Below are 25,185 nucleotides of genomic sequence, written 5' to 3'. Positions count from 1 at the left end.
TTGCGTATGTCTTGTATGGCAATAACCGGACACGGGGGAAATTTGCGCTTCTTTAGCACTGACAGACATTTCCTGACACCCGCTCGCTTAGGCTGTGAAGGTTACGCACTGTTACGTGAGGAAAAATATGTCAGGCTGGATGAATCAACTGCAATCCCTGTTGGGACAAAAAGGCTCGTCGTCCGGCGAGCAGGGTCTGAGCAAGCTGCTTGTGCCGGGTGCGCTCGGCGGGCTGGCCGGTTTGCTGGTTGCCAATAAATCATCGCGGAAACTGCTTACCAAATACGGTACCGGCGCGCTGCTGGCGGGCGGAGGGGCTATTGCAGGCTCCGTCTTATGGAACAAATACAAAGACAAGGTGCGCAACGCGCATCAGGATGAACCGCAGTACGGGAAGCAGGTATCGCCGTTAGATTTACGCACCGAGCGCCTGATCCTCGCCCTGGTCTTTGCGGCCAAGAGCGACGGGCATATTGATGCCAGTGAACGTGCCGCAATTGAACAGCAGATGCGGGAAGCGGGCGTTGAGGAGCAGGGCAGGGCGCTGGTGGCGCAGGCCATCGAACAGCCGCTCGATCCGCAGCGTCTGGCGCAAAGCGTGAAAAACGAAGAAGAGGCGCTGGAACTCTATTTTCTGAGCTGTGCTGCCATCGATATCGATCACTTTATGGAGCGCAGCTACCTGAACGCCCTGGGTGATGCGCTGAAGATCCCACAGGACGTTCGTGAGGGAATTGAGCAGGATATTCAGCAGCAGAAGCAGACCCTCGCGGGCTAGAAGGCCATGTTTCGCTTGCATCATACGCGTGTTTTGCCAACCTTATAGGATGTAAAACGAAAAAGTAAGAATGCCATGCCTCCAAAAGCCCGACGTACTCCTTATGCGATCACCACGCATGGCGATACGCGTATCGATAACTACTACTGGCTGCGGGACGATTCCCGTTCCCGGCCAGAGGTGCTCGACTATCTGCACGAGGAAAACGACTATGGCCGCCAGGTCATGGCCAGCCAGCAGGCGCTTCAGGATCAGCTCCTGAACGAAATGGTGCAGCGTATCCCCCAGCGTGATGTCTCTGCCCCGTGGTGCAAAAACGGTTATCGCTATCGCCATATTTATGAGCCGGGAAACGAATATCCCATCTACCAGCGCCAGTCTGTGCTGAGCGCCGAGTGGGACGAATGGGAGATCCTGCTGGATGCTAACAAACGTGCTGCCCACAGTGAGTTTTATACGCTGGGCGGCATGTCCATTTCCCCCGATAACGCCATTATGGTGCTGGCTGAGGATTACCTCTCCCGCCGCCAGTACGGTTTGCGTTTCCGCAATCTTGAAACGGGAAACTGGTATCCCGAAATGCTGGATAATGTCTCCCCCGATTTCGTCTGGGGTAACGATTCAGAAACGGTCTACTACGTTAAAAAGCATGCCTCAACGCTGCTACCTTATCAGGTCTGGCGTCATACGGTGGGGACCGATTCCGCCGATGATGAGCTTGTGTATGAAGAAAAAGATGAGACGTTCTACGTCAGCCTGCATAAAACCTCGTCTCGCCACTACGTGATTATCTTCCTTGCCAGCGCCACCACCTCTGAGGTGCTGCTGCTGGATGCCGAACTGCCGGATGCCCAGCCGTTATGCTTCCTGCCGCGCCGTAAAGATCATGAGTACAGTCTGGATCACTTCCAGCACAGCTTTTACCTGCGTTCGAACCGCGAGGGCAAAAACTTTGGCCTTTATAAAACCAAAGTGCGCGATGAACGGAAGTGGGAAGTGTTAATTCCTGCGCGCGATCAGGTGATGCTGGAGGGGTTCACCCTGTTTACCGACTGGCTGGTGGTGGAAGAGCGTCAGCGCGGACTGACCAGTATCCGCCAAATCAACCGCAAAACCCGCGAAGTGGTGGGCATTGCGTTCGATGACCCGGCTTACGTGACGTGGATCGGCTTTAACCCGGAACCGGAATCGTCCCGCCTGCGGTACGGCTATTCGTCAATGACTACCCCGGACACGTTGTTTGAGCTGGATATGGACACCGGGCAGCGTCAGGTGATTAAACAGGCTGAGGTCCGGGGATTTGAGTCGGAAAATTATCGCAGTGAACACCTGTGGGTGACCGCGCGCGACGGCGTTGAAGTCCCCGTGTCTCTCGTCTACCACAAGGATCACTTCAACAAAGGTAAAAACCCCATCCTCGTCTACGGTTACGGCTCCTACGGATCCAGCATGGACGCCGATTTCAGCAGCAGCAGGCTGAGCCTGCTCGACCGCGGTTTTGTTTATGCGATTGCCCATATTCGCGGCGGCGGCGAGCTGGGTCAGCACTGGTATGAAGACGGAAAATTTCTCAAAAAGAAAAATACCTTCAATGACTACCTTGATGTCTGCGATGCGCTGATCGCGCAGGGTTATGGCGATCCGCAACTCTGCTTTGGCATGGGGGGCAGCGCCGGAGGCATGTTAATGGGAGCCGTGGTAAACCAGCGGCCTGAACTGTTTAAAGGCGTTATCGCTCAGGTGCCGTTTGTGGACGTGGTGACGACCATGCTGGACGAAACCATTCCGCTGACCACCGGGGAGTTTGAGGAGTGGGGGAACCCGCAGGATGAAACCTATTACCGCTACATGAAAGAGTACAGCCCGTACGATAACGTCGAGGCGAAAGCCTATCCGCATATGCTGGTGACCACCGGCCTGCACGATTCCCAGGTGCAGTACTGGGAGCCCGCGAAATGGGTGGCGAAGCTGCGTGAGCTAAAAACTGACGATAATCTGCTGCTGCTGTGTACCGATATGGACTCGGGGCACGGAGGGAAATCAGGGCGATTTAAATCCTATGAAGGGGTGGCGCTGGAGTACGCCTTTTTGATTGGCCTGGCGCAGGATACGCTGCCAGGCCGCGCGGGAACTCAGGCTTCGCCTAAATAATGCTTCAGCGTCAGGCGCAGTTCCGGGCTCATTCTGTCGAGGTTGTTGTACAGCCAGCGCAGATAGCCCGGATCGTTGTCCGCCACTTCCGATACCGGTTTTCCACGATATTTACCGAACGTGAAGGTGGTCAGTAGGGCGGGGCGGCCGGTAATGGTCGCCATATCGTCCGGCGTCCAGCCGGAAGTATTCATGATATCAATCAGAAGCGCTGCGGTGATGTAGCAGTCATAGAGGGCGCGGTGATGATGCAGCCCTTCCGGCGTCCGCACGCTTAGTTTGCGCGACTTATACAGCGCCATATTGCTGTATTTGATCCCCGGCCACAGACGGCGCGCCAGCTTCATGGTGCAAATCCATTCACCGGGCATCTCCGGCAGCACGCGGCGGTCAAAGCTGGCGTTATGGGCGACATACCACTGGCTACCGTGGTAAAGAGGGATGATCTCTTCAATCCACGGCTTATCCGCCACCATCGATTCCGTAATGCGATGAATTGCCATCGCCTGCGCACTGATGGGACGGTCCGGGCGCACCAGGTGGCTCATTGGATTGACTATCTTTCCGTCAACCACGTCGACAGAGGCGACTTCCACAATTCCACCCTGCAAATCGCAGGTTTCGGTATCGATGACGCGCAGCATTGATCGCTCCTGATCCAAAAATGCCTAGCCTAATGGAATGATATCCCCTTGCCAACCCTGTCGGCCCAAAGAACCGGTTAACAGCAACTCTCCCTTATCGGCACGCACGATCAGCTGACCTTTTTCATCCCATAACGCGCTACCGCTGCGCGCGTTCGCCATTAATACCACGATGGCGTACTTATGCGCGAAGCGTTGTAACGAACTGATGGATTGCCGCCAGCGTTGCTCACCCACCGCCAGGCTGCTGGTGAACAGCGTTGCCTCTGGGTCCAGTTCCGGGGCGTCAGCCTGATTATCAACGATGGTTAACCGTTTATTGCCAGGAATAACACACGCACCGTTACCCTGCGGATAGCGCCGGATGGTCGACAGGTTAGGGGTGAAAAGCGCGAGTCCTTTCTGTTGCTGGAGAGTAATACCGGCAATCACCGTGATGAAACGTGACTGCGCCGCGTGAAGGAGGGGGGCAAGCTGCAAATCGTCAGGGGGTGGGGGTAAGGTTGTTCCGCCAGGGCCGGTAAGCGAAAGCTCCGGAAAGACGACTAAATCGCACCCATGCGAGGCAGCCTCGGCAATAAAGTGCAGGTGATGTTTTACGTGCTCATCAACACAGTTGTGCCGCGGAGCATACTGAGCCGCGGCAATAGTCCATCGTGACATCGTGACTTCCTTATACACTAAGTCGCTGGGATTTTAAGATTACACCTAAATTTATCAGGGTTTTCTTATCCTGCCACATAACGCGTAAGGAAGTGTAACGGGACGTTAAGCTTATTTAACTTTAGGTTCGTACGGCAGGCGCGAGAGATTAACGGAGGCGAGGCGATGCGCAATAAGACGTTCGCGGAACCAGTCGCGCAGATGCGCGGGTTGTTCACGCTCTACCACTTCAGCCACGACGGGCATGTTGTAACGCTCTTTGAATGCGACCCCCGCGGCGGCGAGATCGACATTCACTTTGTCCATCTCGTCCTGAGGAAGGGCGGCCAGGTTAACGTTCATTTCCTTCTCCTTTTTCTGCGGCGGCAACGTTACCGCGATTGTTTAACGATGACAAGGGAGCAAAGGATGTTCCTCGACTCGTTAATTATACAGAGTTATTCTTTAGCATTCAGGCATAACGAAAAGGAATGATTGTGATGCACTTTACCCCTTCCCGCGTCGCGTGTGCGCTGGTGTTTCTGCTCTCTTCGGCAATCGCGCCATCAGCTCTGGCCCATGCGCACCTTAAGCAACAATCCCCGCAGGAAAATACCGTCGCGACGGCACCCGACGTCATTACCCTGAATTTCTCGGAAGGCATTGAACCTGCCTTCAGCGGCGTCGTGGTGACGGACGCGCAGCAGCACAAAATCCAGACCGGCGCGGTGAAGCGTGACGAGAAGGATAACGCAAAGCTGATTGTTCCTCTTGAGAAACCGTTGACGACCGGCACCTATACGGTGGACTGGCATGTGGTCTCCGTGGACGGCCACAAAACCAAGGGCAGCTATCACTTTAGCGTGAAATAGTATGCTGGCCCTGAGCTACGTAGCGTTTCGCTTTATCCATTTTGTTGCGCTGATACTACTGTTCGGCAACGCGCTATACAGTGTCTGGTTTGCACCGTCTTCGTTGCAGCGCCTCATGACGCAGCGTTTCCAGCGCCAGCAGAATATCGCGGCCTTAATCAGCCTGATGGCTGCTCTGCTGATGTTCGGCCTGCAAAGTGGGTTAATGGGCAACGGCTGGGGTGATGTCATTCGCCCGGCGGTCTGGCGCAGCGTGCTGGGCACGCAGTTTGGTGGCGTCTGGCTGTGGCAAATGGTGCTGGCCGCTGTGACCGCGGGCGCTGCATGGCTTACCCCGCAAAAGGGCTCACGGCTGTTACTGCTCGCGATGGGGCAACTGGTGCTGCTGGCGGGCGTGGGACATGCCGCGATGAACGGTGGCGCGCCGGGTGCGTTGCATCGTCTGAACCATGCGCTTCACCTGCTCTGCGCCGCCACCTGGGTGGGCGGTTTACTGCCGCTGCTGTTCTGTATGCGGCTGGCGAAAGGCCGCTGGCAGCCAGCCGCTATCTTTACCATGATGCGCTTCTCCCGCGTGGGGCATTATGCCGTGGCGGGCGTGCTGCTGACCGGGATAATCAATACGCTCTTTATTGTAGGCATAGACGTGCCGTGGGAAGCGCCTTATGTACGGCTGTTGTTGTTCAAATGTGCGCTGGTCATAATGATGGTGGCAATTGCGCTGGCGAATCGGTATTTTCTTGTGCCACGCTTTCGCCCTGATGCCGGGCGGGAACAACAGATTTTTATCAGGATGACACAGGCAGAAGTGGTGCTGGGCGCGCTGGTACTGGCGGCCGTCAGCCTGTTCGCGACCTGGGAACCCTTCTGACAAGGTTTAATAACTTATGAAAAAGACACTGCTTTCTCTTTTACTTCTCACCTGTGCCAGCAGTGCGCTGGCCGCGCCGCAGGTCATCACCGTCAGCCGGTTTGAAGTGGGTAAGGACAACTGGGCATTTAATCGTGAAGAGGTCATGCTCACCTGCCGTCCCGGTAACGCGCTATATGTCATCAATCCCAGTACGCTCGTGCAGTATCCGTTAAATGACGTAGCGGAGCAGCAGGTTGCCAGCGGGAAAAGTAACGGACAGCCTGTCAGCGTGATCCAGGTGGATGACCCGGCAAACCCCGGGCAGAAGAAGAGTCTGGCACCGTTTATTGAGCGCGCTAAAAAGCTCTGCTAGCCGTCAGGTTTCCAGTAAAAAAAAACCGCAGGTGCTTGTAAAAGCTCTGCGGTTTTTCACATTTAGTGATGTTCTGACGCTTTTTTTCAGACCACTTTTACTGTGGACTGGAAAACCTGACGTCGTCATCTATTCTTAAAGGGCAAGGCGATTGAGCCTGCATTAATGCCAACTTTTAGCGCACGGCTCTCTCCCAAGAGCCATTTCCCTGGACCGAATACAGGAATCGTATTCGGTCTCTTTTTATCTGCATGAAAATAAACGATAAAATCCGGTTTTCGTCTCAGCAGAAGGTTCACTTCCTGTGCGCCTGCTTCAAACATACCACAACCCGGCAGGCGTAAGTCCAGTCCTTTTTGGCTGTTTTGTTAAATTTTTGTTTGTATTTTGCCTGAGACGACTGCGGGATCAATGCGCGCATGTACGGAAGCCGCAATATCATCAAGTAACGCAAAGCGGCGACGGTATTCGGCGCGTTTTTTGCTGGCAATCTCCTCCAGCGCTTTACGCTCCATCTGGAGCGGCAACTGCCAGCAGAAGGGGGAGAGTTTCTTTCCGTTCAGGCCTTCCCAGAACTCGTCGTAGCTTGCGTGAAAATGACGCCCTTTACTCAGACGGTAGCGCAACGCGCGGAAAACATGGCCTTCATCGCTGACGGCAAAAATCGCGCTGATGTTCGAGCGTGAGGCAAGCTGGAAGATCACCTCCATCAGCACGCGTTTCGGGAAAAGCCCATGGCAGGCACGGGTTGCCTGCTTAATCACCTCCCGTGAAACATGACGACGTGGACCCTGGAGGCCGCCGATCACCAGCACCATACGGCCATTACTGCGTGCGACACAGAACGTCAGGCTGGCAAGCAGCGTGTTGTCATTGTCATGCAGCCAAAGCGTGCTTTCGCCTTCACGTTCAGCCTTACCTGCGGACGAGGCGTGGACGGTATAGATTTCGCCGTTTTTTGCCTCGAACCGGACAACCGGCACCTCTTGCGGATTGGTCAGCGCGTGGGCGAGGGCGGTATTTGTCAGACTATCAATCCACTGATAGTGGCTGACGATAGCATCGGCCCGGTCGTTTGAGTTCAGGCCACGCATCAGATACTGGCGGTGAGTTTTGCTCGGCAAGGTAATTTGAGAGGTGAGCAGCCTGTCGAAATCATCGCGCCCGGATAGCGCCTCCAGCATGCGATGGGTGGAGGACCAGAATAAAAGCGAGCGCAGAAGGAACTTTAACCGGTAATCACGTTTGTGCCAGATTGGGCCGGGAACGCGTTTCCCTCTCACCAGTTCAGAAATAATATTTGTACGATGCGGATAAAAAACATCGTTTTGCAGGTGTATGTTTGACACGTGAAAATCCCTCTTTTTATTCCGCACTATTTTAAAGGCCAGGGAATAAGGGATTAATAGCGCAGCGATCTTTATTTCCGGCTGGTTTATGGTTTGTTTGGATTCGCGATATCCAACGCCAGCGCATGACATTTTCTGTGGCAGCTATACTTCTTACAGGAGGCGTTATGTATCAGAAAATAGAGGGAGAACACTGGCGTCATGTCTGGGTTGTCAGCGATATTCATGGTTGCTATCAGTGGCTTATGGATGAGCTTAAACGACGGCATTTTAATCCTGATGCGGATCTGCTTATCTCGGTGGGGGATATTATCGACCGCGGTCCCGACAGCGTGAAATGTTTACAGTTGATGCAGGAAAAGTGGTTTTATGCGGTACGCGGTAATCACGAGCAAATGGCGTTAGATGCGCTTGAAAATAATGATTTTAGTCTCTGGTCGATAAATGGCGGTAACTGGTTTACCGGGCTTACGGTCGCTCAACAAAAGCAGGCGAAGGATTTACTCGACGCGTGTCGGGACTTACCGCACATTATTGAAATAACCTGCAAAAACGGTCTGAACGTGATTGCTCATGCGGATTATCCCGCCGCCGAATATGCCTGGCATAAGCCGGTAGATGCCCAGCGGGTGCTGTGGGATCGCGACCGGTTAATGGGCTTTATGGTGGGTAGAGGGCAGGGCATTAGCGGTGCGGATCACTTCTGGTTCGGACATACGCCTGTGGACAAGCGCTACGATTTCAACAATCTGCACTACATTGATACGGGAGCGGTGTTCGGGGGCTTTCTGACGCTGACGCAGCTTCAGTAATAAATAACCCGCCTTCGGGCGGGTTCTCTTTGGGTTATGCAAGACGCAAGACCCAGGCATCGGTTTTACTGTCGTAATGTTCACGGTACAGAACGGAATGTTCCCCATCAAGGATCGCCGGGACGCTGGTATCTGCATCCCAGGCGTCCAGTTGCATGCACAAATCCGGATCGGATTTGCAGGGAATACTTAAGGTTCGTTCGCCTTGTGCTTCGCCGCGCAATTCAGCGTCGTCGATTTCAAAAGCGCCAATGCGTACGCTGGTTTTCGTCATAATGCTCTCCGGTTTGTTGCCCAAAATCTGGTATGACCAGTGCAGTCATCCATTTTTGATCCTAGACAAGGAGAGAGAAATCGCCAGTAAAAAAATGCGTTTTTTCAGTCAGTGCGGCTGTTACCGGTAAACAGGCGACCATCGCGTACCAGTTCACGCGGATAGCTATTTTTCAGCCGCGAGCCGACTTTTTTCGCCAGCCCGAGCGGATAGCCCTGATACGTCACGATGACTTCATCCTGTGACGGGCCGTCTTCCGGGTAAACGTCACGACCGCGATACCACTCTTCCGCTTCATGATGCGTCAGGGCGAAGGTGTTCTCATTGCCTGCCAGCGCAATGACCGCTTCGTGCTGCCAGCGATATCCTTTGTTGTGGATCTCCGCCAGGCGAATACCGAGGCGGGAGAAACGCACCTTACCAATCAGCGGTTCGATGTTGACCGGGAACAGCCACAGCTCTTTGTCCCGCATCCAGAGGCGCAGGCTCTCATCCCAGTGCAGTCCTACTTTGCTGGCAGCCGCTTGCGCCTGTGTCGCCTCACGGCCTTTGACCGGCGCGAACGGGAAGTTGCCGACCTTAAACTTAGGGACAGGCAGCGAATCGACGGCGCGGGTTTTACGCAGTCGTGCGACAAAGAACCCCTCGCAATCGTAAATCTGCGGGAAGACGTGCAGGAAGCCTTCAGGGGTGGCCGCGTGACTGGCCGAATCGAAGAGGGTGTCCAGCGGCAGAAACTCGACGGCATCCGCATAGCGTTGCCTGAGCCACAGGCAGACGTCCTCGTTTTCATCGCGGTTCAGCGTGCAGGTGGAGTAAACCAGCGTTCCACCGGGGCGCAGGGCATGAAACGCACTGTCGATCAGTTCACGCTGCGTGGCGGCGATCTCCAGGTTGCTTTCAACGGACCAGTTTTTTAACGCATCAGGATCTTTACGCACTACGCCTTCGCCGGAGCAGGGCGCGTCGAGCAGGATGGCATCAAAAGCTTCCGGCAAGGCAGCGCCAAACACGCGACCGTCGAAGTGTGTTAACGCGACGTTGTGGATCCCGCAGCGGCTGATATTGGCGTGCAGGACTTTGACGCGGCTGGCGGAAAATTCGTTGGCGAGGATCGCGCCGCGGTTGTTCATCCGGGCGGCAATTTGCGAGGTTTTAGAGCCCGGCGCCGCCGCGACATCCATCACCCGCTCAGGCTGGTTTCCGTCGGCAAACAGCGCGGCAACCGGCAGCATGGAGCTGGCCTCCTGAATATAAAACAGCCCGCTCAGGTGCTCGGCGGTGCTGCCGAGCGGCAGGCTCTCCTCGTCATCCCGCTCGATCCAGAACCCTTCCTCACACCACGGCACCGGCGTCAGCTGCCAGCCGTAGGAGGAGACGAGATCCAGAAATGCTCCGACGCTGATTTTCAGCGTATTGACGCGAATACTTCGACGCAAAGGGCGCTGGCAGGCGGCGACGAAATCGTCGAAAGAGAGATGAGCAGGAAGCGCCTCGCGCATCTGTGCGAGGAATTGTTCAGGAAGAAATACGGAGTTTTGAGCCACGGGCACACCACAGGGAAACATTCAGGCGCGCAGTGTAACATAAAGGCTCCGGCGCGTTGACACCGGAGCCTGCGAGATTAACGCGGCAGTGCCGTTCCCCATTCGCGCCACTCTTTCGGTTCACTTTCCAGCAGCAGGAAGTGTTTTCCTGCCTGCGCCTTAGGCGCCAGAGGCGTGCCAGGCGGCGTCGCGAAGGCAATGCCGCCGCGAATGAACTGGTTAAAGGTCCCCGTTTTGACCACGCCACCGGTCAGGCCGAAGTCCAGCGAGTAGCCTGAAGCGAGCCAGAACACTGAGTTGTTGCGAACCAGATGCTGATAACGCTGGCTGATGCGCAGGCCAACCATCACGCGATCGGACAGATTACCCAGCGTCAGGCTTGTTACTGTCCCCACTTCAATACCGCGGAACAGGACCGGCGTACCGATGCCCAGCGAACCGGCTTCCGGTACTTCAACCACAATGCTCAGACCGTCCAGATAACGGGAATCGGTGATGGTCGCCTCCTGCAACTCAAACTCACGACGCGCGTTGCCCCGACCCGGTTCAACGTTAATGTACGGCTGAAGTATGGTGTCGAGATGCTCAACCCCTGCGGCAGAAATTTGCGGCGTAACCACCGAGAAGCGCGAGCCTGCCCGGGCGAACGTCTGTACATATTCCGGATAAAGCACGGCGGTAGCCTGAACTTCATTGCGCGCGGTGATCAGCGTCAGCTTCTGAACCTGCCCGATATCAATTCCGAGATAGCGGATAGGCATGCCTTCTGCCAGTTTACCGGCATCAAAGGTGTGCAGGGTAATCTGTCCCCCGACGGCGCGCGCCGCGGTTTCAGACGGGAAGAGGATCCGCTTGTCACCTTTACGCATGTTGCCGCCCGCGCCGCTCAGGTTATCGAAGCTGATCGCACCGCGCAGGGCACGGGAGAGGGGAGACGCCTGTACGGTCAGCCCGTTGCCATTGAGCTGCACTTTCGCGCCGCCTTCAGCCCAGAACACGCTGTTTGGCGTGAGCAGCTTGCGATACTCCGGCTTAATATGCAGTTCGATATCAAACGCGTCCGCACGAGGACGAACGGTGATCACTTCTCCGACCTCAAACTTACGATAAAGCACGACGGAGCCTGCCTGGACATCCGGCAGCGTTTCAGCGCTTAAGGTCAGCGTGGTGGTCGGCAGGTCGCCGAGGCTGTTTTCAATGGCTTTGTCCAGATTGGCGAACAGTGGATAGCTCTCACGCAGCGCGCCTTTGCTGCCCGGCAGAATGCGGATCCCGCCGTTAACCCACTCGCTGGCGCTGGCGCCGAGGAACTCAACGCCGTCCAGACCCACCTTCACGTCGACCCGGCTGTTCACCACAAATTTACTGTCGCCGTGCACAAGGTTGCCGTACTGCGGATCGATGGCGGCGGAGAAGGAGACCCCTTTTTCCGTCAGCTTTCGTTCCAGAACCTGACCCACCTGCACACCGTGCAGGATTAGCGGTTGACCGGCTTCGATACCATAGCTTTCCGGCGCATTCAGCTTAACCGTCAACACGCCCGGTTTTTGCAGCAGAGCTTTATCCGCCGGCGCGATGACAAAGTTTTTATTCGGCGCACCTTCACCGGGGATCAGCTCAAAGGTGCTTCCCGTCAGCAGGGAACTGATGCTGGCGTCGCTGAGGGAGAGCTTCGGATTACGCAGCTCGATGCGTGTTTTTTCCCGCAGGAGGTCCACAACGCTCGGATCCACCGTCATTTCGCCGGTAACGGAGCCGCCCGCGTTGAGGGTTAATTTTGTCAGTTGCCCGACCTCTAAACCCTGGTACATCAGCGGGGTCGAACCGGCTTTCAGGCCTTTGGCATCCGGCAGGGTCAACTTGACGATGACACCGCGCTGGCTGTGTGCCAGGTCGGCGTACAGACCAAAGGTATCCTCTGCGGCGGCAGGGCTGGAGTCAGCAGGTGAGTCGAAGGCGATAGCGCCATTCACCAGCGCCGCCAGGCTCTCAAGCTTCACTTTCGCACCGCTTAAGCTCAGGTCGGCATCGACACCGGAGACGTTCCAGAAGCGGCTGCCTTTTTTTACCAGGTTGGTAAAACGGCGATCGATCAGTACATCAATGGTCACGCCATCTTTGTTCGGGTTAATGGCGTAGTCGTAAACGCGGCCAACCGGAATTTTGCGGAAATAGACCAGAGAACCACTGTTCAGCGAGCCCAAATCCGGCGCGCGGAGGTGGATCATCAGATCGCCGTTATTCAGCCGATATTTCGGCTGGGTATCCAGCGCAACAAAGTGATCCTGTGGCTCACCTTTGCCAGGCATCATGCCGATATAGTTACCGCCCACAAGCGCATCCAGCCCGGAAACGCCGGCCAGGGAGGCTTTAGGCGTGACCAGCCAGAACTGCGTTTCGGCGCGCAGGGCATCCTGCATGTCAGACTTAATGCTCGCCCGGACCTGGATTTTGTTCAGCCCTTTGCCGAGGGAAATATCCTGCACGGTACCCACTTCCACCCCCTGGAAGCGAACGGGGGTACGTCCGGCGACAATGCCGTCCGCAGACTGGAAATCAATCGTGATGGTACTTCCGCGATCTTCATAGCTCGTCCAGATAAGCCAGCCTGCGATCATCAGCGCGATGACAGGCAGCAACCAGAATGGCGAAATGCGGCGTTTTGTTTTAATTCTCGCTTCAGTCGGCGAAGCGGGCGTTTCCTGACTCATGTGCGTCCCAAAGTAAGCGGCTGTCCAGCCATTCCACTGCAAGAATAGTCAATATCACCGCAGAGCCGAAATAAAAAGCTGCGGGTCCCATGGTAAAAGCAAGTAACTGATCGCGATTGATGAGCGACATCATCAGCGAAATCACGAACAGATCCAACATCGACCAGCGACCAATCCAGGTCACGAATCGCAGAAGCAGGATACGGGTGCGTAGTCCTTGTTCGCATTTAAAGTGAATGCTGATAAGTAGCGTAAACATCACCACCACTTTGGTAAAGGGCACCAGAATACTGGCGATGAACACAATGGCGGCAACCCCCACGTTACTGTGCGCCAGAGAGATAATCCCCGAAAGGATAGTATCTTCCTGTCGGGCGCCGTTCACATAAATTACGGAGATCGGCAGCATATTGGCCGGGAATAAAAATATCAGTGAGGCGATAAGCGCCGCCCAGCATTTTTGCAGGCTGTTGTTGCGCCGCAATCTTAACGGAATGTGGCAGCGAGGACACCTCCCGCGTTTATCCGGAAAACCGGTGTAATGGCACCCCAGGCAGACGCGCAGGTTTTCATCAGGCCGGGTCGCGGGACGCTGAGGGTAAAATCGCTCCCAAAGCTGTTCAACATTCAGATGAATCAGGGTCAAAATACTCAGCAGGACCAGTGAAATAAACGCAAAAAGGCCAATGCCGGGTTGTAAAAACGCATAATCCTGCACCTTAATGGAGGCCACGCCGACGCCCACCAGATAGATGTCCAGCATCACCCACTCCTTGAGCTTTTCCAGCATGAGCAGGACAGGGCGCAGGTTCATCCCCAGAATGTTGCCAAACCACAGGTAGGCAATTGCCGCGACCAGCACCAGCGGTGCGCCGACGACGCAGAACAGCACCATAGCGCCGGTGAGCGGATCGCCCTCGCGCGTCATCTGCCAGATCCCCTGCAATACGTTAGCGTCAATACGCACGCCAAGCAGGTAGAGCTTTAACAGCGGCTCGGTCCAGGCGAACGGCATCAGCAGCAGCATGGTAACCGCCATTGCCGCCAGACGCGTCAATGACCAGTCCCGGCCATCGCGAATTTTGGCATCGCAGCAAGGGCAAAAAGCACTTTGGTGCGATTTCATCTTCGGCAACATAAAAAGCGTATCGCACTGGGGACAACGCTGATAATGTGCACGAGGCAGAGCCTGGCTTACCGTACGGACAACGATCTTTCTTGTCGGCGTAATTTGGGGTGTTTTTAGGGCCATCAGTCGCACACAGATAAGTATTGTTGAAAGTTATAATAACTCATGAACGGATTCATCTTGAGCATGAGCGCATTTAATGCTTATTTTAATAGGCTATGCGGTAATTATGTAAGATAACTAAGTGATTGAATAATGAACAAAACAGAATTCTACGCGGATCTGAATCGCGATTTTAAGGCATTAATGGCAGGGGAAACCAGTTTCTTAGCCACTCTGGCAAATACCAGTGCGTTACTGTTCGAACGCCTTTCTGACGTGAACTGGGCGGGCTTTTATCTGCTGGAAGGCGACACGCTGGTGCTGGGGCCTTTCCAGGGGAAACTCGCCTGCGTACGCATCCCGGTAGGTCGCGGCGTGTGCGGTACCGCAGTGGCGACCCGTCAGGTTCAGCGTGTCGAAGATGTACATGCGTTTGACGGCCACATTGCCTGCGATGCCAGCAGCAATTCTGAAATCGTACTGCCGCTGGTGGTTAAAAATCAGATTATTGGCGTTCTGGATATCGACAGCACGGTCTTCAGCCGCTTTACTGCCGAGGATGAGCAGGGGCTGCGCGCGTTGGCCGCAAACCTGGAAAATGTTCTGGCAGAGACCGATTATCATAAATTCTTTGCGAGCGTCGCAGGATAATCAACGGATAACGTAGCATTTACTGATAGCGTCATTATAATGTCGCCTGTTCATGCCTGCGCTTGTTGGCAACGTCCGTTGTAATCAGGAAATTTCATGGAAAATCAACCTAAGTTGAATAGCAGTAAAGAAGTTATCGCATTTCTGGCCGAGCGTTTCCCGCAGTGCTTCAGCGCTGAAGGTGAAGCGCGTCCTCTGAAAGTCGGTATCTTTCAGGATCTGGTCGCGCGCGTTGAGGGGGAGATGAACCTCAGCAAAACGCAGCTTCGTTCTGCCTTGCGCCTTTATACCTCGAGCTGGCGTTACCTGTACGGTATCAAGCCGGGTGCGACCCGTGTCGACCTTGACGGCAACCCGTGTGGTGAGCTGGACGAGCAGCACGTAGAACATGCGCGTAAGCAGCTTGAAGAAGCCAAAGCTCGCGTTCAGGCACAGCGTGCTGAACAGCAGGCCAAAAAACGCGAAGCCGCAGCGGCAAACGGTCAGGAAGACGCCCCTCGTCGCGAGCGTAAACCGCGTCCGGCACCGCGTCGTACTGAAAATAACGATCGCAAACCGCGTGCTGACAAACCAGCAGCTAAAGCCCAACGTGCGCCGCGCGAAGAGCCGCGCCACACCCCAGTTTCGGACATCAACGCCCTGAGCGTAGGTCAGTCTCTGAAGGTTAAAGCGGGTAACAATGCGATGGATGCCACCGTACTGGAAATCACCAAAGATGGCGTTCGTGTACAGCTGACTTCTGGTATGTCAATGATTGTACGCGCAGAACACTTGTTGTTCTGAAACGGAGGCCGAGCCTGGCATGAACACTTTTTTTAAGCTCACCGCGCTGGCTGGCCTGTTTGCTATAACAGGCCACGCTTTCGCTGTGGACGATATTACGCGTGTTGATCAAATTCCGGTTCTTAAGGAAGAAACTCAGCACGCGACGGTGAGTGAGCGCGTGACGTCGCGCTTTACTCGTTCGCACTATCGTCAGTTCGATCTCGATCAGGCCTTTTCGGCCAAAATCTTTGACCGTTATCTGAACTTGCTGGATTACAGCCATAACGTACTGCTGGCCAGCGATGTCGAACAGTTCGCTAAACGCAAATCCGAAGTGGGTGATGAGCTGCGCTCCGGAAAGCTGGATCTTTTCTACGATCTGTACAACTTATCGCAAAAGCGCCGTTTTGAGCGTTATCAATACGCGCTGAAAGTGCTGGAACGTCCGATGGACTTCACCGGCAACGACACCTTTAATCTGGACCGCAGCAAAGCGCCATGGCCGAAAGATGAGGCTGAACTGAATGCGCTGTGGGACGGAAAAGTCAAATATGACGAACTGAGCCTCAAGCTCACAGGCAAAGACGAGAAAGAGATCCGTGAGACGTTAAACCGTCGCTACAAATTCGCAATTCGTCGTCTGGCGCAGACCAACAGTGAAGATGTTTTCTCGCTGGCGATGACCGCGTTTGCGCACGAAATTGATCCACACACTAATTATCTCTCTCCACGTAACACCGAACAGTTCAATACCGAAATGAGCCTGTCTCTGGAAGGTATCGGTGCTGTGCTTCAGATGGATGATGACTACACCGTTATCAACTCCATGGTGGCCGGTGGCCCTGCGTCGAAAAGCAAAGCGATCAGCGTAGGCGACCGTATTGTCGGTGTAGGTCAAACCGGAAAGAGCATGGTGGACGTGATTGGCTGGCGACTTGATGACGTAGTTGCGCTGATCAAAGGGCCGAAGGGCAGCAAAGTTCGCCTGGAGATCCTGCCTGCCGGAAAGGGGACCAAAACCCGTATCGTTACTCTGACCCGTGAGCGTATCCGTCTGGAAGATCGCGCGGTGAAAATGTCGGTGAAAACCGTGGGTAAAGAGAAGGTTGGCGTTCTGGATATCCCTGGCTTCTACGTTGGCCTGACCGATGATGTAAAAGTGCAGCTCCAGAAGCTTGAAAAGCAGAATGTCAGCAGTGTGATCATCGACCTGCGCAGCAACGGCGGCGGGGCATTGACCGAGGCCGTCTCGCTCTCAGGGCTGTTTATCCCGTCTGGCCCGGTGGTTCAGGTGCGCGATAACAACGGTAAAGTGCGTGAAGATGCCGATACCGATGGCGTGGTCTACTATAAGGGTCCGCTGGTGGTGCTGGTCGATCGCTTCAGCGCATCTGCATCGGAAATCTTCGCTGCTGCCATGCAGGATTACGGCCGGGCGTTAATCGTCGGCGAACCGACGTTTGGCAAGGGCACCGTTCAGCAGTACCGCTCTCTGAACCGTATTTACGACCAGATGCTGCGTCCTGAATGGCCGGCGCTGGGCTCAGTACAGTACACCATTCAGAAGTTTTACCGTGTTAACGGCGGCAGTACGCAGCGCAAAGGCGTGACGCCGGACATCATGATGCCGACAGGTACCGAAGAGACGGAAACGGGCGAGAAGTTTGAAGATAACGCGCTGCCGTGGGATAGCATTGATGCCGCGACATTCGTGAAATCGGGTGATATGAAACAGTTCGGTCCGGAACTGCTGAAAAATCACAACGACCGCATCGGGAAGGATCCGGAATTCCAGTACATCATGAAGGACATCGCGCGTTTCAACGCTCTGAAAGCGAAACGGAACATTGTCTCTCTGAACTACGCCCAGCGTGAGAAAGAGAACAATGAAGATGACGCGACACGTCTGGCGCGTATCAACGATCGCTTCAAACGTGAAGGCAAGCCTCTGCTCAAAAAACTGGACGATCTGCCTAAGGATTACCAGGAGCCCGATCCGTATCTGGACGAGACGGTGCATATCGCGCTTGATCTCGCGAAGCTGGAAAAAGAGAAACCTGCCGTACAACCTGCTCCGACAAAATAATCCCCCAACAGGCACAAGAAATTGTGCCTGTTTCTTTTTGTTCCTCATCCTTCCGTCAGGCAGATTTCCAATTGTGTAAAGTTGTGTCTTTCTGGTGACTTACGCCGTCTGGATGCTTGAAAATAGCCGCAATACCCATACGATGTGGGTAATCGCATAGTGCGTTTTGTTAAACTGAGGTTAAAAGAATATTATGATGCGAATCGCGCTCTTCCTGCTCACCAACCTGGCGGTGATGGTGGTATTCGGGCTGGTGCTAAGCCTGACGGGAATTCAGTCGAGCAGCGTTCAGGGTCTGTTGATTATGGCGCTGCTGTTTGGTTTCGGTGGCTCTTTCATTTCACTGCTGATGTCGAAGTGGATGGCACTGAAATCCGTGGGCGGTGAAGTTATTGAGCAGCCGCGTAACGATATGGAACAGTGGTTGATGAGCACGGTTGCTCAGCAGTCAAAGCAGGCGGGCATAGCCATGCCGCAGGTGGCGATCTACCACGCGCCGGATATCAACGCGTTTGCTACCGGTGCGCGTCGTGACGCGTCCCTGGTGGCCGTCAGTACCGGTCTGCTGCAAAACATGAGCCGTGACGAAGCGGAAGCGGTTATTGCTCACGAGATCAGCCACATCGCTAACGGCGATATGGTCACCATGACCTTGATCCAGGGCGTGGTGAACACCTTCGTTATCTTTATTTCCCGTATTCTGGCGCAGATTGCTGCCGGATTTATGGGGGGCAACCGTGATGAGGGTGAAGAGAGCAACGGTAACCCGCTGATCTATTTTGCTGTTTCAATGGTGCTGGAGCTGGTGTTCGGTATCCTGGCAAGCATCATTACCATGTGGTTCTCCCGTCATCGTGAGTTCCACGCGGATGCCGGTTCTGCGAAACTGGTGGGTCGTGAGAAGATGATTGCTGCGCTGCAACGTCTGAAAACCAGCTACGAGCCGCAGGAAGCAAACAGCATGATGGCCTTCTGCATCAATGGTAAATCAAAGTCGCTGAGCGAGCTGTTTATGTCACACCCGCCGCTGGATAAACGTATTGAAGCGCTGCGAAGCGGCGAATACCTGAAGTAATACCCGCCGGATGAAAAAAACCGGGCAGGAGACAATCTCCGCCCGGTTTTTTTATGCCTGCGCCTTTGGCTGGGTCACACGAAGGCCGCTAATGATAGCCGCGAGGGTCGCCAGTGTCCCTGCGGTAATCAGCGCAACGTGTGTCGCATTTTGCCCGGCAAGGTTAAACATCAACGCCACCATTGCGGCCCCGGTGCTTTGCCCTAACAGTCTTGCCGTACCCAGCATCCCGCTGGCACCACCGCTGCGATGACGTGGGGCAGAGGTGATAATTGTGTGGTTGTTAGGTGACTGGAACAGACCGAAACCTGCCCCGCACAGGATCATGCGCCAGATAATATCCAGATCCCCCGGCGAGGAGGGCAGGAGCGACAGCGCAAACAGTCCTGCTGCCATGACGATCAGCCCGATAGCCCCCAGCAGTCCGGCATGAACGCGCTCAATAAGGTACCCGGCCAGCGGGGCCATCACCATGGTTGCCAAAGGCCAGGGCGTGAGCAGCAAGCCTGTTTCCACTTCCGAACGGCCAAGCACGCTCTGCAAAAAGAATGGCAGCGCAACCAGCGCCAGCATCTGGGCGCAGAACGAGCAAATGGAGGTACAAATTGATAGCGAAAATAGCGGAATACGCAGCAAATCGACCGGCAGTAACGGCACGGGCAGCGCCAGCTGGCGTCGTACAAAGAAAAAGCCGATGATAAGCAGGGCAACGATTTCTGTGGCAATGAGCGACAAAGACTGTCCCTGCGCAAATCCGCTCAGCGCAGTAATCAGCAGGCCAAAGGTCAGCGCGTTCATCACAGCGCTGGGCAGGTCAAAACGTGGCATGGTGTTTTTCGGACCATTTTCCGGAAGATAGCGCAGGGCGAAGAAGATCGCCACAATGCCCAGCGGCACGTTAATGGCAAACAGCCACTGCCACGAGGCTACGGACAGAATGGCGGCGGCAATCGTCGGCCCGGCGGCGGACGACACGGCCACAATAAAGGAGTTAATGCCCATGCCGCGCCCCAGATGGCGATGAGGATAGATAAGCCGTATCAGGGCCGTGTTCACGCTCATTAGCGCCGCACCGCCAAAACCCTGTGCGATACGCGCAAGCGTAAGGGTGTGCAGTGAATCGGAAAGGGCACAGAAGAGCGAGGTGAGAGTAAAGACCACCAGCCCGCACTGATAAACCCGGCGATAACCAAACATATCGCCCAGGAAAGAGAGTGACAAAAGGGAAATCACAATCGCTATCTGGTACGCGTTCACAATCCAGATGGAGCTTGCCGGAGAAGCATTAAGGTCTTTGGCAATGGTAGGAAGAGCCACATTGGCAATCGCACCGTCAAGGACAGCCATCGAAATGCCGATGACAATAGTGGCAATTGCCCCGTACCGCTGGGGTAAGGGCAGGCCATCAGAAACGTTTTTTTGCATGGGAAAAGAATGACTCAGTGTGAAATTATTTTCAGAGTAACTATTTTAGCATCGTTATTTCGGTTTTATGTCGCAGATTTGTAACGAAGTAAACCCAGATAGATTGCAGCGCGCATCACACGAATTTATAATAAAAACCGGTTCTGATTTTTATAAAACACTCTCCATGAGGTGATAAATGGCAATCGCAGATTTGGATAAGCAGCCAGATTCTGTTTCTTCCGTGCTGAAGGTGTTTGGCATCTTGCAGGCGCTCGGAGAAGAGCGTGAAATTGGTATTACAGAGTTGTCGCAGCGTGTGATGATGTCGAAAAGCACCGTTTATCGCTTTTTGCAGACGATGAAATCATTGGGTTATGTCGCGCAGGAAGGAGAATCAGAAAAATATTCTCTGACCCTGAAACTGTTTGAATTGGGCGCCCGCGCCTTGCAGAACGTGGATCTGATCCGCAGCGCTGACATTCAGATGCGTGAACTTTCGCGGTTGACGAAAGAGACAATTCACCTCGGCGCACTGGATGAAGACAGCATCGTTTACATCCACAAAATTGACTCCATGTACAACCTGCGCATGTATTCACGCATCGGTCGTCGTAACCCGCTGTACAGTACCGCAATTGGTAAAGTCCTGCTGGCCTGGCGCGATCGTGAAGAGGTTAAGCAAATCCTTGACGGTGTGGAATACAAACGCAGCACCGATCGCACGATTACCAGTACGGATGAACTACTGAGCGTGCTGGATAAAGTGCGTGAGCAGGGTTATGGGGAAGATAACGAAGAGCAGGAAGAAGGGTTGCGCTGCATCGGTGTGCCGGTGTTTGACCGCTTCGGCGTTGTCATTGCGGGACTGAGCATCTCTTTCCCAACGCTGCGTTTCTCCGAAGAGCGTCTTCATGAGTATGTGGCAATTCTGCATACCGCAGCGCGCAAAATTTCAGAGCAGATGGGCTATAACGAATACCCGTTCTGATCAATGCCTCCAATAAAAACGCCGCACTCTTGCGGCGTTTTTGTAAGCGAAATTTAGCTCTGATTAGCCGTTATCAACCACAACAGATGATTTACGCAGCACAGGACAGTTGGTTAACCCGATGATCCCGCTGTCGGAATGGATGTACTGAGCCGTGCTTACCCCCTGGGCGGTGAGATATTTACACTGAATACCCAAACCCGCGGCATTCTCTTTGCTTCCCATTAATACGCCATACCCACTTAACAGCAGGCCGATCCACACAAGTGCCAGTACAATTATCGTACGAACGAGTAAACGCATCGATGCCTCTTTTTTCTTTGTTGTCATGGAGTAAGCGTAACGGGTTTACGCAGTGAAACAAGTGCACGATTCCGAAAAGCGTCTGTTGAAGGTACAGTTAGCCCCTGTTTAAGATAGCCGTGATAACCTGGCTACATCAGGTCATAAGACGGAGTGTGGAGTGAAAAAAATACGCTGGGTAATTCTGATTATAGTGCTGATAGCATGCGTGGTGCTGTGGACGCAGACTATCAATGTGATGTGCGATCAGGATGTACAGTTCTTTAGCGGCATTTGTTCAATCAATAAGTTTATCCCCTGGTAGTGGCTATTTTTGCACTGAGCGATGTCCTTACGTGGCTGCAGTGGTAAAATGACTGTTTTTACTGAGGTGGTGAAATGGGTGAGTTAATGAATTCGGGGCTGCTGAGCATTGCATCCCTGGTAATGTCTTTAGTGGTGCTGGTCGTTGGACTGGTGCTGTGGTTCTTCGTTAATCGCGCCAGCTCCCGCACAAACGAGCAGATTGAGCTGCTGGAAGCATTGCTCGATCAGCAGAAACGGCAGACTGCGTTGCTGCGTCGTCTGTGCGAAGCCAACGAGCCGGAGGAGAAAGCGGTGCCGAAGGAAGCTGATGCTCAAAAACAAGACGAGGAAGAGTTCATTCGCCTGGTGGCCGAACGATAGTCTGCCCGGAACGGGGAGGTGGCCTGACGTGCGGCGTAAATCTCCTCCCTTATCAAATGTGTCCCATAACATCCCAATATATAATTAAGCAGCAGTTAACTACTGTTTCAGTATACTGAAAACTGGCGAATATTTATCCTTATACAAGTCGTACCGTTTCGTTGAATAAATTGTGAGCTTTAACTTTCCTGAAGTGTTTTATTTTTATCGAAACGTTTTGCTTGCCTTGTTTTGAGGCAGAGTCATAAAAATTTCATTATTTTGGTGCAGAATAACGCTTATTAAATGGTGGATTTTAATACAGTTAGCAAAATGTATTTAACATCGTTTATTCACTGTCACACTCTGGTGCATTGCGATGTTTTCAGCATAACTTTTCACAAAATGTTCTAACTCAGTCATTCCTTTAAAGAAATTCAGGGATTGGGATGGACGCTTTGAAATGATTGAGCTATGTTTAAAAAGTCTTTGATTACAGGGCGCGTCAGCGCACCCTGTGGGCGGTGAGGTCAGGTGGCGCTTCATTTGACAATTCGCATAACTGTGCAGATTGTTATGGAGTAACGCCTGATTTTGTGCGGCGGATCGAGACACGTTTAAAAATGGCTTGCCATATTAAACGTTGTGTGTGATAACACGTTTTGGGTCAAACGAGGTACAGTTCTGTTTATGTGTGGCATTTTCAGTAAAGAAGTCCTGAGTAAACACGTTGTCGTTGAATACCGCTTCTCTGCCGAACCTTATATTAGTGCCTCAAGCAGTAATGTCTCAGTTTTATCTATGTTAAAGCCTGCGGGCTAAGAAAACACTCTAAGGAATTTTGCAAATGGCAAAGATTAAAGGTCAAGTTAAGTGGTTCAACGAGTCTAAAGGTTTTGGTTTCATTACTCCTGCTGACGGCAGCAAAGACGTGTTCGTACACTTCTCTGCAATCCAGGGTAACGGCTTCAAAACTCTGGCTGAAGGCCAGAACGTTGAGTTCGAAATTCAGGACGGCCAGAAAGGCCCAGCTGCGGTTAACGTAACTGCTATCTGATCGAATCACTGCTGACTGAAGCGCTTAGCGCTTCGATCTCAGACATAAGCCTCGCCGATGCGGGGCTTTTTTATTCACTTATTTTTCAAAATGTTACGTATTCCTCCTCTGTTATTATCTTGTTTCAAACCCGCGAGATTATTAGCATTGTTTTCCCGCCTTATTATCCCTTTTTCCCGTTAAATCAGGGCGTTGATTAACAGCCCTGGGGTTAAAGTGAAAAAAAAGACAATAACGGCCAACGGAAACTTTACACCGGCACGTTTTGCACTTCTGTGTCTCGCCATCTTTTGTAGCCTTGCTTTTCTGTTAGGCCGCGTGGCATGGCTACAAATTATCAAACCGGATAATCTGGTGAAGCAGGAGGATATGCGTTCCCTGCGCGAAGTGGCGATAGACGCCCCGCGTGGGATGATTGTTGACCGTGAAGGGCGTCCCCTTGCGGTAAGCGTACCTGTCCAGGCCGTCTGGGCCGATCCCAAAACTGTGCTTGATAAAGGGGGGATCGGCTTTGATTCGCGCTGGCAGGCCCTGGCAAATGCTTTACACCTTTCTCTGAGCACGCTCGCATCGCGAATAAACAGCAATCCGCACGGGCGATTCATTTATCTAGCTCGTCAGGTTGATCCCTCCCAGGCAAAGTGGATTGATAAGCTGCGTCTTCCCGGTATCAACCTACGCGATGAGTCCCGCCGCTTTTATCCTGCCGGACACGTGGCGGCAAACCTGATTGGCTTCACTAATATTGATGGTCAGGGTATTGAGGGCGTCGAGAAAAGCTTTAACACGCAGCTCACCGGGAAGGCAGGCGTGCGGCTGGTCAGGAAAGATCGCTACGGGCATGTGGTTGAGAACCTCACGGAGGTGGCGCCCGTACCGGCACATAATATCCAGCTTAGTATCGATGAACGCCTGCAAACTATCACCGAAGACGCGCTGGACAATGCCGTGGCGTGGAATAAAGCCGAGTCAGGCGCGTCGGTGCTGATTAATATCCAGACGGGCGAAATTCTGGCGATGGCGAGCTTCCCTGACTTCAACCCCAACAATCGGGAAGGGGCAACACTGGATGACTTTCGTAATCGCGCGATCAGCGACACCTTTGAACCGGGTTCGACCGTTAAGCCTCTGGTGCTGATGACGGCGCTACAGCAGGGGCTGGTGCAGCCTGACAGCGTGATAGACACGCATCCCTACACCATTGATGGCCATCGTATTCGCGATGTGGGCTACTACCCCGAGCTGACCATGACCGGGATCCTGCAAAAATCCAGCGACACGGGCGTATCCCGTCTTTCTCTCGCGATGCCCGTGCAACGGTTACTTGATACCTATAAAAACTTTGGTTTTGGCGAGAGTACCGGGCTTGGCTTAACGGGAGAAAGCTCAGGTTTACTGCCGCAGCGAAAATTCTGGAGTCAGTTAGACAGGGCGACCTTTGCCTTTGGGTATGGCCTGATGGTTACTCCCCTCCAGCTGGCGCATGTGTATGCCACCATCGGTAGCTATGGCATTGAACGGCCTCTGTCCATCACCCGTATCGATCCCCCCGTGATTGGCAAACGGGTGATGCCCGGGGAGATTGTTCACGAGGTGGAACACATGATGGAGAGCGTCGCGTTACCCGGCGGTGGCGGGATCAAAGCGGCGGTGCGTAACTATCGTGTGGCGATTAAAACCGGGACGGCCAAAAAAATCGATGAACACGGTAAGTATGTGGATAAATACGTCGCCTACACAGCAGGCGTTGCGCCCGCCAGCGATCCCCGTTTTGCACTGGTGGTGGTGATCAACGATCCGAAAAACGGAGCCTACTACGGCGGGGCCGTTTCCGCGCCCGTGTTCAGCGAAATTATGGGTAACGTCTTGCGCCTGGAAAACGTGAAGCCAGACGGGCTGCCGGCAGATTCTGACCATCTGATCGTGATGCGTCACCCAGCCGTTTATAACCCTGGCGAATAGCGGTACACT

General features: G+C 53.8%; 26 protein-coding genes and 1 pseudogene. 16 read left to right on the top strand and 11 right to left on the bottom strand.

Translation table 11 applies throughout. The annotated features are described in order from the left end of the window. The first annotated feature begins 127 nt into the window (after positions 1-127). Together ACQG03_RS13010 and ptrB are read left to right on the top strand one after the other, a co-directional pair. On the top strand, positions 128-778 hold the full coding sequence (locus ACQG03_RS13010) for a tellurite resistance TerB family protein (RefSeq protein ID WP_022648470.1): 651 nt from the start codon (positions 128-130) through the stop codon (positions 776-778). A gap of 75 nt (positions 779-853) precedes the next feature. After that, positions 854-2,929, top strand: coding sequence for an oligopeptidase B (ptrB, locus tag ACQG03_RS13005; protein WP_063162944.1), 2,076 nt, complete (start codon positions 854-856; stop codon positions 2,927-2,929). On the opposite strand, the gene exoX is transcribed toward ptrB, so the two are convergent. From exoX to ACQG03_RS12990, 3 genes are all read right to left on the bottom strand, one after another. Further along, complete coding sequence (gene exoX, locus ACQG03_RS13000) at positions 2,911-3,573, bottom strand: exodeoxyribonuclease X (RefSeq protein WP_022648468.1); 663 nt, start codon at positions 3,571-3,573, stop codon at positions 2,911-2,913. The two genes, ptrB and exoX, sit on opposite strands and share 19 nt — an antisense overlap. A 24-nt stretch (positions 3,574-3,597) precedes the next feature. Then, a complete protein-coding gene (locus ACQG03_RS12995; protein ID WP_063162945.1) occupies positions 3,598-4,236 on the bottom strand; it encodes a nitrilase-related carbon-nitrogen hydrolase in 639 nt (212 codons plus the stop codon). 111 nt (positions 4,237-4,347) lie between these two features. Then, the gene (locus tag ACQG03_RS12990) at positions 4,348-4,578 is read right to left on the bottom strand and encodes a DNA polymerase III subunit theta (RefSeq protein ID WP_003859784.1); all 231 of its coding nucleotides are present in this window, start codon (positions 4,576-4,578) and stop codon (positions 4,348-4,350) included. A 137-nt stretch (positions 4,579-4,715) separates the two neighbouring features. On the opposite strand from ACQG03_RS12990, the gene yobA reads away from it, so the two are divergent. From yobA to ACQG03_RS12975, 3 genes are read left to right on the top strand one after another with little or no spacing between them, the layout of a single operon-like run. After that, positions 4,716-5,087: a CopC domain-containing protein YobA gene (yobA, locus tag ACQG03_RS12985; protein ID WP_023300433.1), complete on the top strand. Its 372-nt coding sequence runs from the start codon at positions 4,716-4,718 to the stop codon at positions 5,085-5,087. 1 nt (position 5,088) lies between these two features. Continuing rightward, positions 5,089-5,958 carry a copper homeostasis membrane protein CopD gene (gene copD, locus ACQG03_RS12980; RefSeq protein ID WP_023300432.1) on the top strand — a complete coding sequence of 290 codons (870 nt, stop codon included), beginning with the start codon at positions 5,089-5,091 and terminating at the stop codon, positions 5,956-5,958. Between the two features lie 16 nt (positions 5,959-5,974). Then, positions 5,975-6,313, top strand: a complete 339-nt coding sequence (locus ACQG03_RS12975) for a YebY family protein (protein WP_022648464.1) — start codon at positions 5,975-5,977, stop codon at positions 6,311-6,313. A gap of 125 nt (positions 6,314-6,438) precedes the next feature. On the opposite strand, the gene ACQG03_RS12970 is transcribed toward ACQG03_RS12975, so the two are convergent. Together ACQG03_RS12970 and ACQG03_RS12965 are read right to left on the bottom strand one after the other, a co-directional pair. Next, the gene (locus ACQG03_RS12970) at positions 6,439-6,636 is read right to left on the bottom strand and encodes a hypothetical protein (protein WP_032609507.1); all 198 of its coding nucleotides are present in this window, start codon (positions 6,634-6,636) and stop codon (positions 6,439-6,441) included. 45 nt (positions 6,637-6,681) lie between these two features. Further along, positions 6,682-7,662 carry a VirK/YbjX family protein gene (locus ACQG03_RS12965; RefSeq protein WP_022648463.1) on the bottom strand — a complete coding sequence of 327 codons (981 nt, stop codon included), beginning with the start codon at positions 7,660-7,662 and terminating at the stop codon, positions 6,682-6,684. Positions 7,663-7,829: 167 nt separating this feature from the next. On the opposite strand from ACQG03_RS12965, the gene pphA reads away from it, so the two are divergent. Continuing rightward, a complete protein-coding gene (pphA, locus tag ACQG03_RS12960) occupies positions 7,830-8,474 on the top strand; it encodes a protein-serine/threonine phosphatase (RefSeq protein WP_045308320.1) in 645 nt (214 codons plus the stop codon). Positions 8,475-8,508: 34 nt separating this feature from the next. Here pphA and ACQG03_RS12955 read toward each other — a convergent pair whose 3' ends face one another. The 4 genes from ACQG03_RS12955 to yebS all read right to left on the bottom strand — a co-directional run bounded on the left by ACQG03_RS12955 (position 8,509) and on the right by yebS (position 14,258). Further along, positions 8,509-8,748: a YebV family protein gene (locus ACQG03_RS12955; RefSeq protein ID WP_006811010.1), complete on the bottom strand. Its 240-nt coding sequence runs from the start codon at positions 8,746-8,748 to the stop codon at positions 8,509-8,511. 104 nt (positions 8,749-8,852) lie between these two features. Next, positions 8,853-10,316: a 16S rRNA (cytosine(1407)-C(5))-methyltransferase RsmF gene (gene rsmF, locus ACQG03_RS12950; RefSeq protein WP_063162946.1), complete on the bottom strand. Its 1,464-nt coding sequence runs from the start codon at positions 10,314-10,316 to the stop codon at positions 8,853-8,855. Between the two features lie 56 nt (positions 10,317-10,372). Continuing rightward, positions 10,373-13,006, bottom strand: coding sequence for a PqiB family protein (locus ACQG03_RS12945; protein WP_022648460.1), 2,634 nt, complete (start codon positions 13,004-13,006; stop codon positions 10,373-10,375). Continuing rightward, positions 12,975-14,258, bottom strand: coding sequence for a membrane integrity lipid transport subunit YebS (gene yebS, locus ACQG03_RS12940; protein WP_022648459.1), 1,284 nt, complete (start codon positions 14,256-14,258; stop codon positions 12,975-12,977). Before yebS ends, ACQG03_RS12945 begins: the two co-directional genes overlap by 32 nt. A gap of 132 nt (positions 14,259-14,390) precedes the next feature. On the opposite strand from yebS, the gene ACQG03_RS12935 reads away from it, so the two are divergent. From ACQG03_RS12935 to htpX, 4 genes are all read left to right on the top strand, one after another. Beyond that, the gene (locus ACQG03_RS12935; RefSeq protein WP_006811006.1) at positions 14,391-14,888 is read left to right on the top strand and encodes a GAF domain-containing protein; all 498 of its coding nucleotides are present in this window, start codon (positions 14,391-14,393) and stop codon (positions 14,886-14,888) included. A gap of 96 nt (positions 14,889-14,984) precedes the next feature. Continuing rightward, on the top strand, positions 14,985-15,671 hold the full coding sequence (gene proQ / locus ACQG03_RS12930) for an RNA chaperone ProQ (protein ID WP_058677574.1): 687 nt from the start codon (positions 14,985-14,987) through the stop codon (positions 15,669-15,671). A 19-nt stretch (positions 15,672-15,690) separates the two neighbouring features. Next, entirely contained in the window at positions 15,691-17,739 is a 2,049-nt protein-coding gene (prc, locus tag ACQG03_RS12925; protein ID WP_003859896.1) for a carboxy terminal-processing peptidase, read from the top strand. 193 nt (positions 17,740-17,932) lie between these two features. Beyond that, on the top strand, positions 17,933-18,814 hold the full coding sequence (gene htpX, locus ACQG03_RS12920; protein WP_003859899.1) for a protease HtpX: 882 nt from the start codon (positions 17,933-17,935) through the stop codon (positions 18,812-18,814). 51 nt (positions 18,815-18,865) lie between these two features. On the opposite strand, the gene ACQG03_RS12915 is transcribed toward htpX, so the two are convergent. Next, a complete protein-coding gene (locus tag ACQG03_RS12915; protein ID WP_063151962.1) occupies positions 18,866-20,239 on the bottom strand; it encodes an MFS transporter in 1,374 nt (457 codons plus the stop codon). Positions 20,240-20,417: 178 nt separating this feature from the next. On the opposite strand from ACQG03_RS12915, the gene kdgR reads away from it, so the two are divergent. Next, positions 20,418-21,209, top strand: a complete 792-nt coding sequence (kdgR, locus tag ACQG03_RS12910; RefSeq protein WP_022648455.1) for a DNA-binding transcriptional regulator KdgR — start codon at positions 20,418-20,420, stop codon at positions 21,207-21,209. Positions 21,210-21,272: 63 nt separating this feature from the next. Here kdgR and ACQG03_RS12905 read toward each other — a convergent pair whose 3' ends face one another. Beyond that, positions 21,273-21,512, bottom strand: coding sequence for a YobH family protein (locus tag ACQG03_RS12905; RefSeq protein WP_022648454.1), 240 nt, complete (start codon positions 21,510-21,512; stop codon positions 21,273-21,275). A gap of 160 nt (positions 21,513-21,672) precedes the next feature. On the opposite strand from ACQG03_RS12905, the gene mgrB reads away from it, so the two are divergent. The 5 genes and pseudogenes from mgrB to ftsI all read left to right on the top strand — a co-directional run bounded on the left by mgrB (position 21,673) and on the right by ftsI (position 25,176). Then, the gene (mgrB, locus tag ACQG03_RS12900; protein ID WP_003859906.1) at positions 21,673-21,816 is read left to right on the top strand and encodes a PhoP/PhoQ regulator MgrB; all 144 of its coding nucleotides are present in this window, start codon (positions 21,673-21,675) and stop codon (positions 21,814-21,816) included. A gap of 74 nt (positions 21,817-21,890) precedes the next feature. Then, entirely contained in the window at positions 21,891-22,178 is a 288-nt protein-coding gene (locus ACQG03_RS12895) for a YebO family protein (protein ID WP_023300358.1), read from the top strand. Positions 22,179-22,847: 669 nt separating this feature from the next. After that, a pseudogene (locus ACQG03_RS12890) lies at positions 22,848-22,992 on the top strand (DUF2627 domain-containing protein). A gap of 12 nt (positions 22,993-23,004) precedes the next feature. Continuing rightward, positions 23,005-23,214: a transcription antiterminator/RNA stability regulator CspE gene (gene cspE, locus ACQG03_RS12885; RefSeq protein WP_001062678.1), complete on the top strand. Its 210-nt coding sequence runs from the start codon at positions 23,005-23,007 to the stop codon at positions 23,212-23,214. A 216-nt stretch (positions 23,215-23,430) separates the two neighbouring features. Then, positions 23,431-25,176, top strand: coding sequence for a peptidoglycan glycosyltransferase FtsI (gene ftsI / locus ACQG03_RS12880; protein ID WP_023300357.1), 1,746 nt, complete (start codon positions 23,431-23,433; stop codon positions 25,174-25,176). The last annotated feature ends 9 nt before the right edge of the window (positions 25,177-25,185 follow it).

The organism is Enterobacter cloacae complex sp. 342H5 (assembly GCF_050030905.1).
Lineage (GTDB): Bacteria > Pseudomonadota > Gammaproteobacteria > Enterobacterales > Enterobacteriaceae > Enterobacter > Enterobacter intestinihominis.
The sequence above is the reverse complement of the archived record's forward strand: the minus strand, read 5'-3'. Positions and strand labels throughout refer to the sequence as shown.

Excerpts from the sequence above, each read along its gene's own strand:
- ACQG03_RS13010 (WP_022648470.1), top strand. The coding sequence starts at position 128 with ATGTCAGGCTGGATGAATCAACTGCAATCCCTGTTGGGACAAAAAGGC.
- ptrB (WP_063162944.1), top strand. The coding sequence starts at position 854 with ATGCCTCCAAAAGCCCGACGTACTCCTTATGCGATCACCACGCATGGC.
- exoX (WP_022648468.1), bottom strand. The coding sequence starts at position 3,573 with ATGCTGCGCGTCATCGATACCGAAACCTGCGATTTGCAGGGTGGAATT.
- ACQG03_RS12995 (WP_063162945.1), bottom strand. The coding sequence starts at position 4,236 with ATGTCACGATGGACTATTGCCGCGGCTCAGTATGCTCCGCGGCACAAC.
- ACQG03_RS12990 (WP_003859784.1), bottom strand. The coding sequence starts at position 4,578 with ATGAACGTTAACCTGGCCGCCCTTCCTCAGGACGAGATGGACAAAGTG.
- yobA (WP_023300433.1), top strand. The coding sequence starts at position 4,716 with ATGCACTTTACCCCTTCCCGCGTCGCGTGTGCGCTGGTGTTTCTGCTC.
- copD (WP_023300432.1), top strand. The coding sequence starts at position 5,089 with ATGCTGGCCCTGAGCTACGTAGCGTTTCGCTTTATCCATTTTGTTGCG.
- ACQG03_RS12975 (WP_022648464.1), top strand. The coding sequence starts at position 5,975 with ATGAAAAAGACACTGCTTTCTCTTTTACTTCTCACCTGTGCCAGCAGT.
- ACQG03_RS12970 (WP_032609507.1), bottom strand. The coding sequence starts at position 6,636 with ATGTTTGAAGCAGGCGCACAGGAAGTGAACCTTCTGCTGAGACGAAAA.
- pphA (WP_045308320.1), top strand. The coding sequence starts at position 7,830 with ATGTATCAGAAAATAGAGGGAGAACACTGGCGTCATGTCTGGGTTGTC.
- ACQG03_RS12955 (WP_006811010.1), bottom strand. The coding sequence starts at position 8,748 with ATGACGAAAACCAGCGTACGCATTGGCGCTTTTGAAATCGACGACGCT.
- rsmF (WP_063162946.1), bottom strand. The coding sequence starts at position 10,316 with ATGTTTCCCTGTGGTGTGCCCGTGGCTCAAAACTCCGTATTTCTTCCT.
- ACQG03_RS12945 (WP_022648460.1), bottom strand. The coding sequence starts at position 13,006 with ATGAGTCAGGAAACGCCCGCTTCGCCGACTGAAGCGAGAATTAAAACA.
- yebS (WP_022648459.1), bottom strand. The coding sequence starts at position 14,258 with ATGGCCCTAAAAACACCCCAAATTACGCCGACAAGAAAGATCGTTGTC.
- ACQG03_RS12935 (WP_006811006.1), top strand. The coding sequence starts at position 14,391 with ATGAACAAAACAGAATTCTACGCGGATCTGAATCGCGATTTTAAGGCA.
- proQ (WP_058677574.1), top strand. The coding sequence starts at position 14,985 with ATGGAAAATCAACCTAAGTTGAATAGCAGTAAAGAAGTTATCGCATTT.
- prc (WP_003859896.1), top strand. The coding sequence starts at position 15,691 with ATGAACACTTTTTTTAAGCTCACCGCGCTGGCTGGCCTGTTTGCTATA.
- htpX (WP_003859899.1), top strand. The coding sequence starts at position 17,933 with ATGATGCGAATCGCGCTCTTCCTGCTCACCAACCTGGCGGTGATGGTG.
- ACQG03_RS12915 (WP_063151962.1), bottom strand. The coding sequence starts at position 20,239 with ATGCAAAAAAACGTTTCTGATGGCCTGCCCTTACCCCAGCGGTACGGG.
- kdgR (WP_022648455.1), top strand. The coding sequence starts at position 20,418 with ATGGCAATCGCAGATTTGGATAAGCAGCCAGATTCTGTTTCTTCCGTG.
- ACQG03_RS12905 (WP_022648454.1), bottom strand. The coding sequence starts at position 21,512 with ATGCGTTTACTCGTTCGTACGATAATTGTACTGGCACTTGTGTGGATC.
- ACQG03_RS12895 (WP_023300358.1), top strand. The coding sequence starts at position 21,891 with ATGGGTGAGTTAATGAATTCGGGGCTGCTGAGCATTGCATCCCTGGTA.
- cspE (WP_001062678.1), top strand. The coding sequence starts at position 23,005 with ATGGCAAAGATTAAAGGTCAAGTTAAGTGGTTCAACGAGTCTAAAGGT.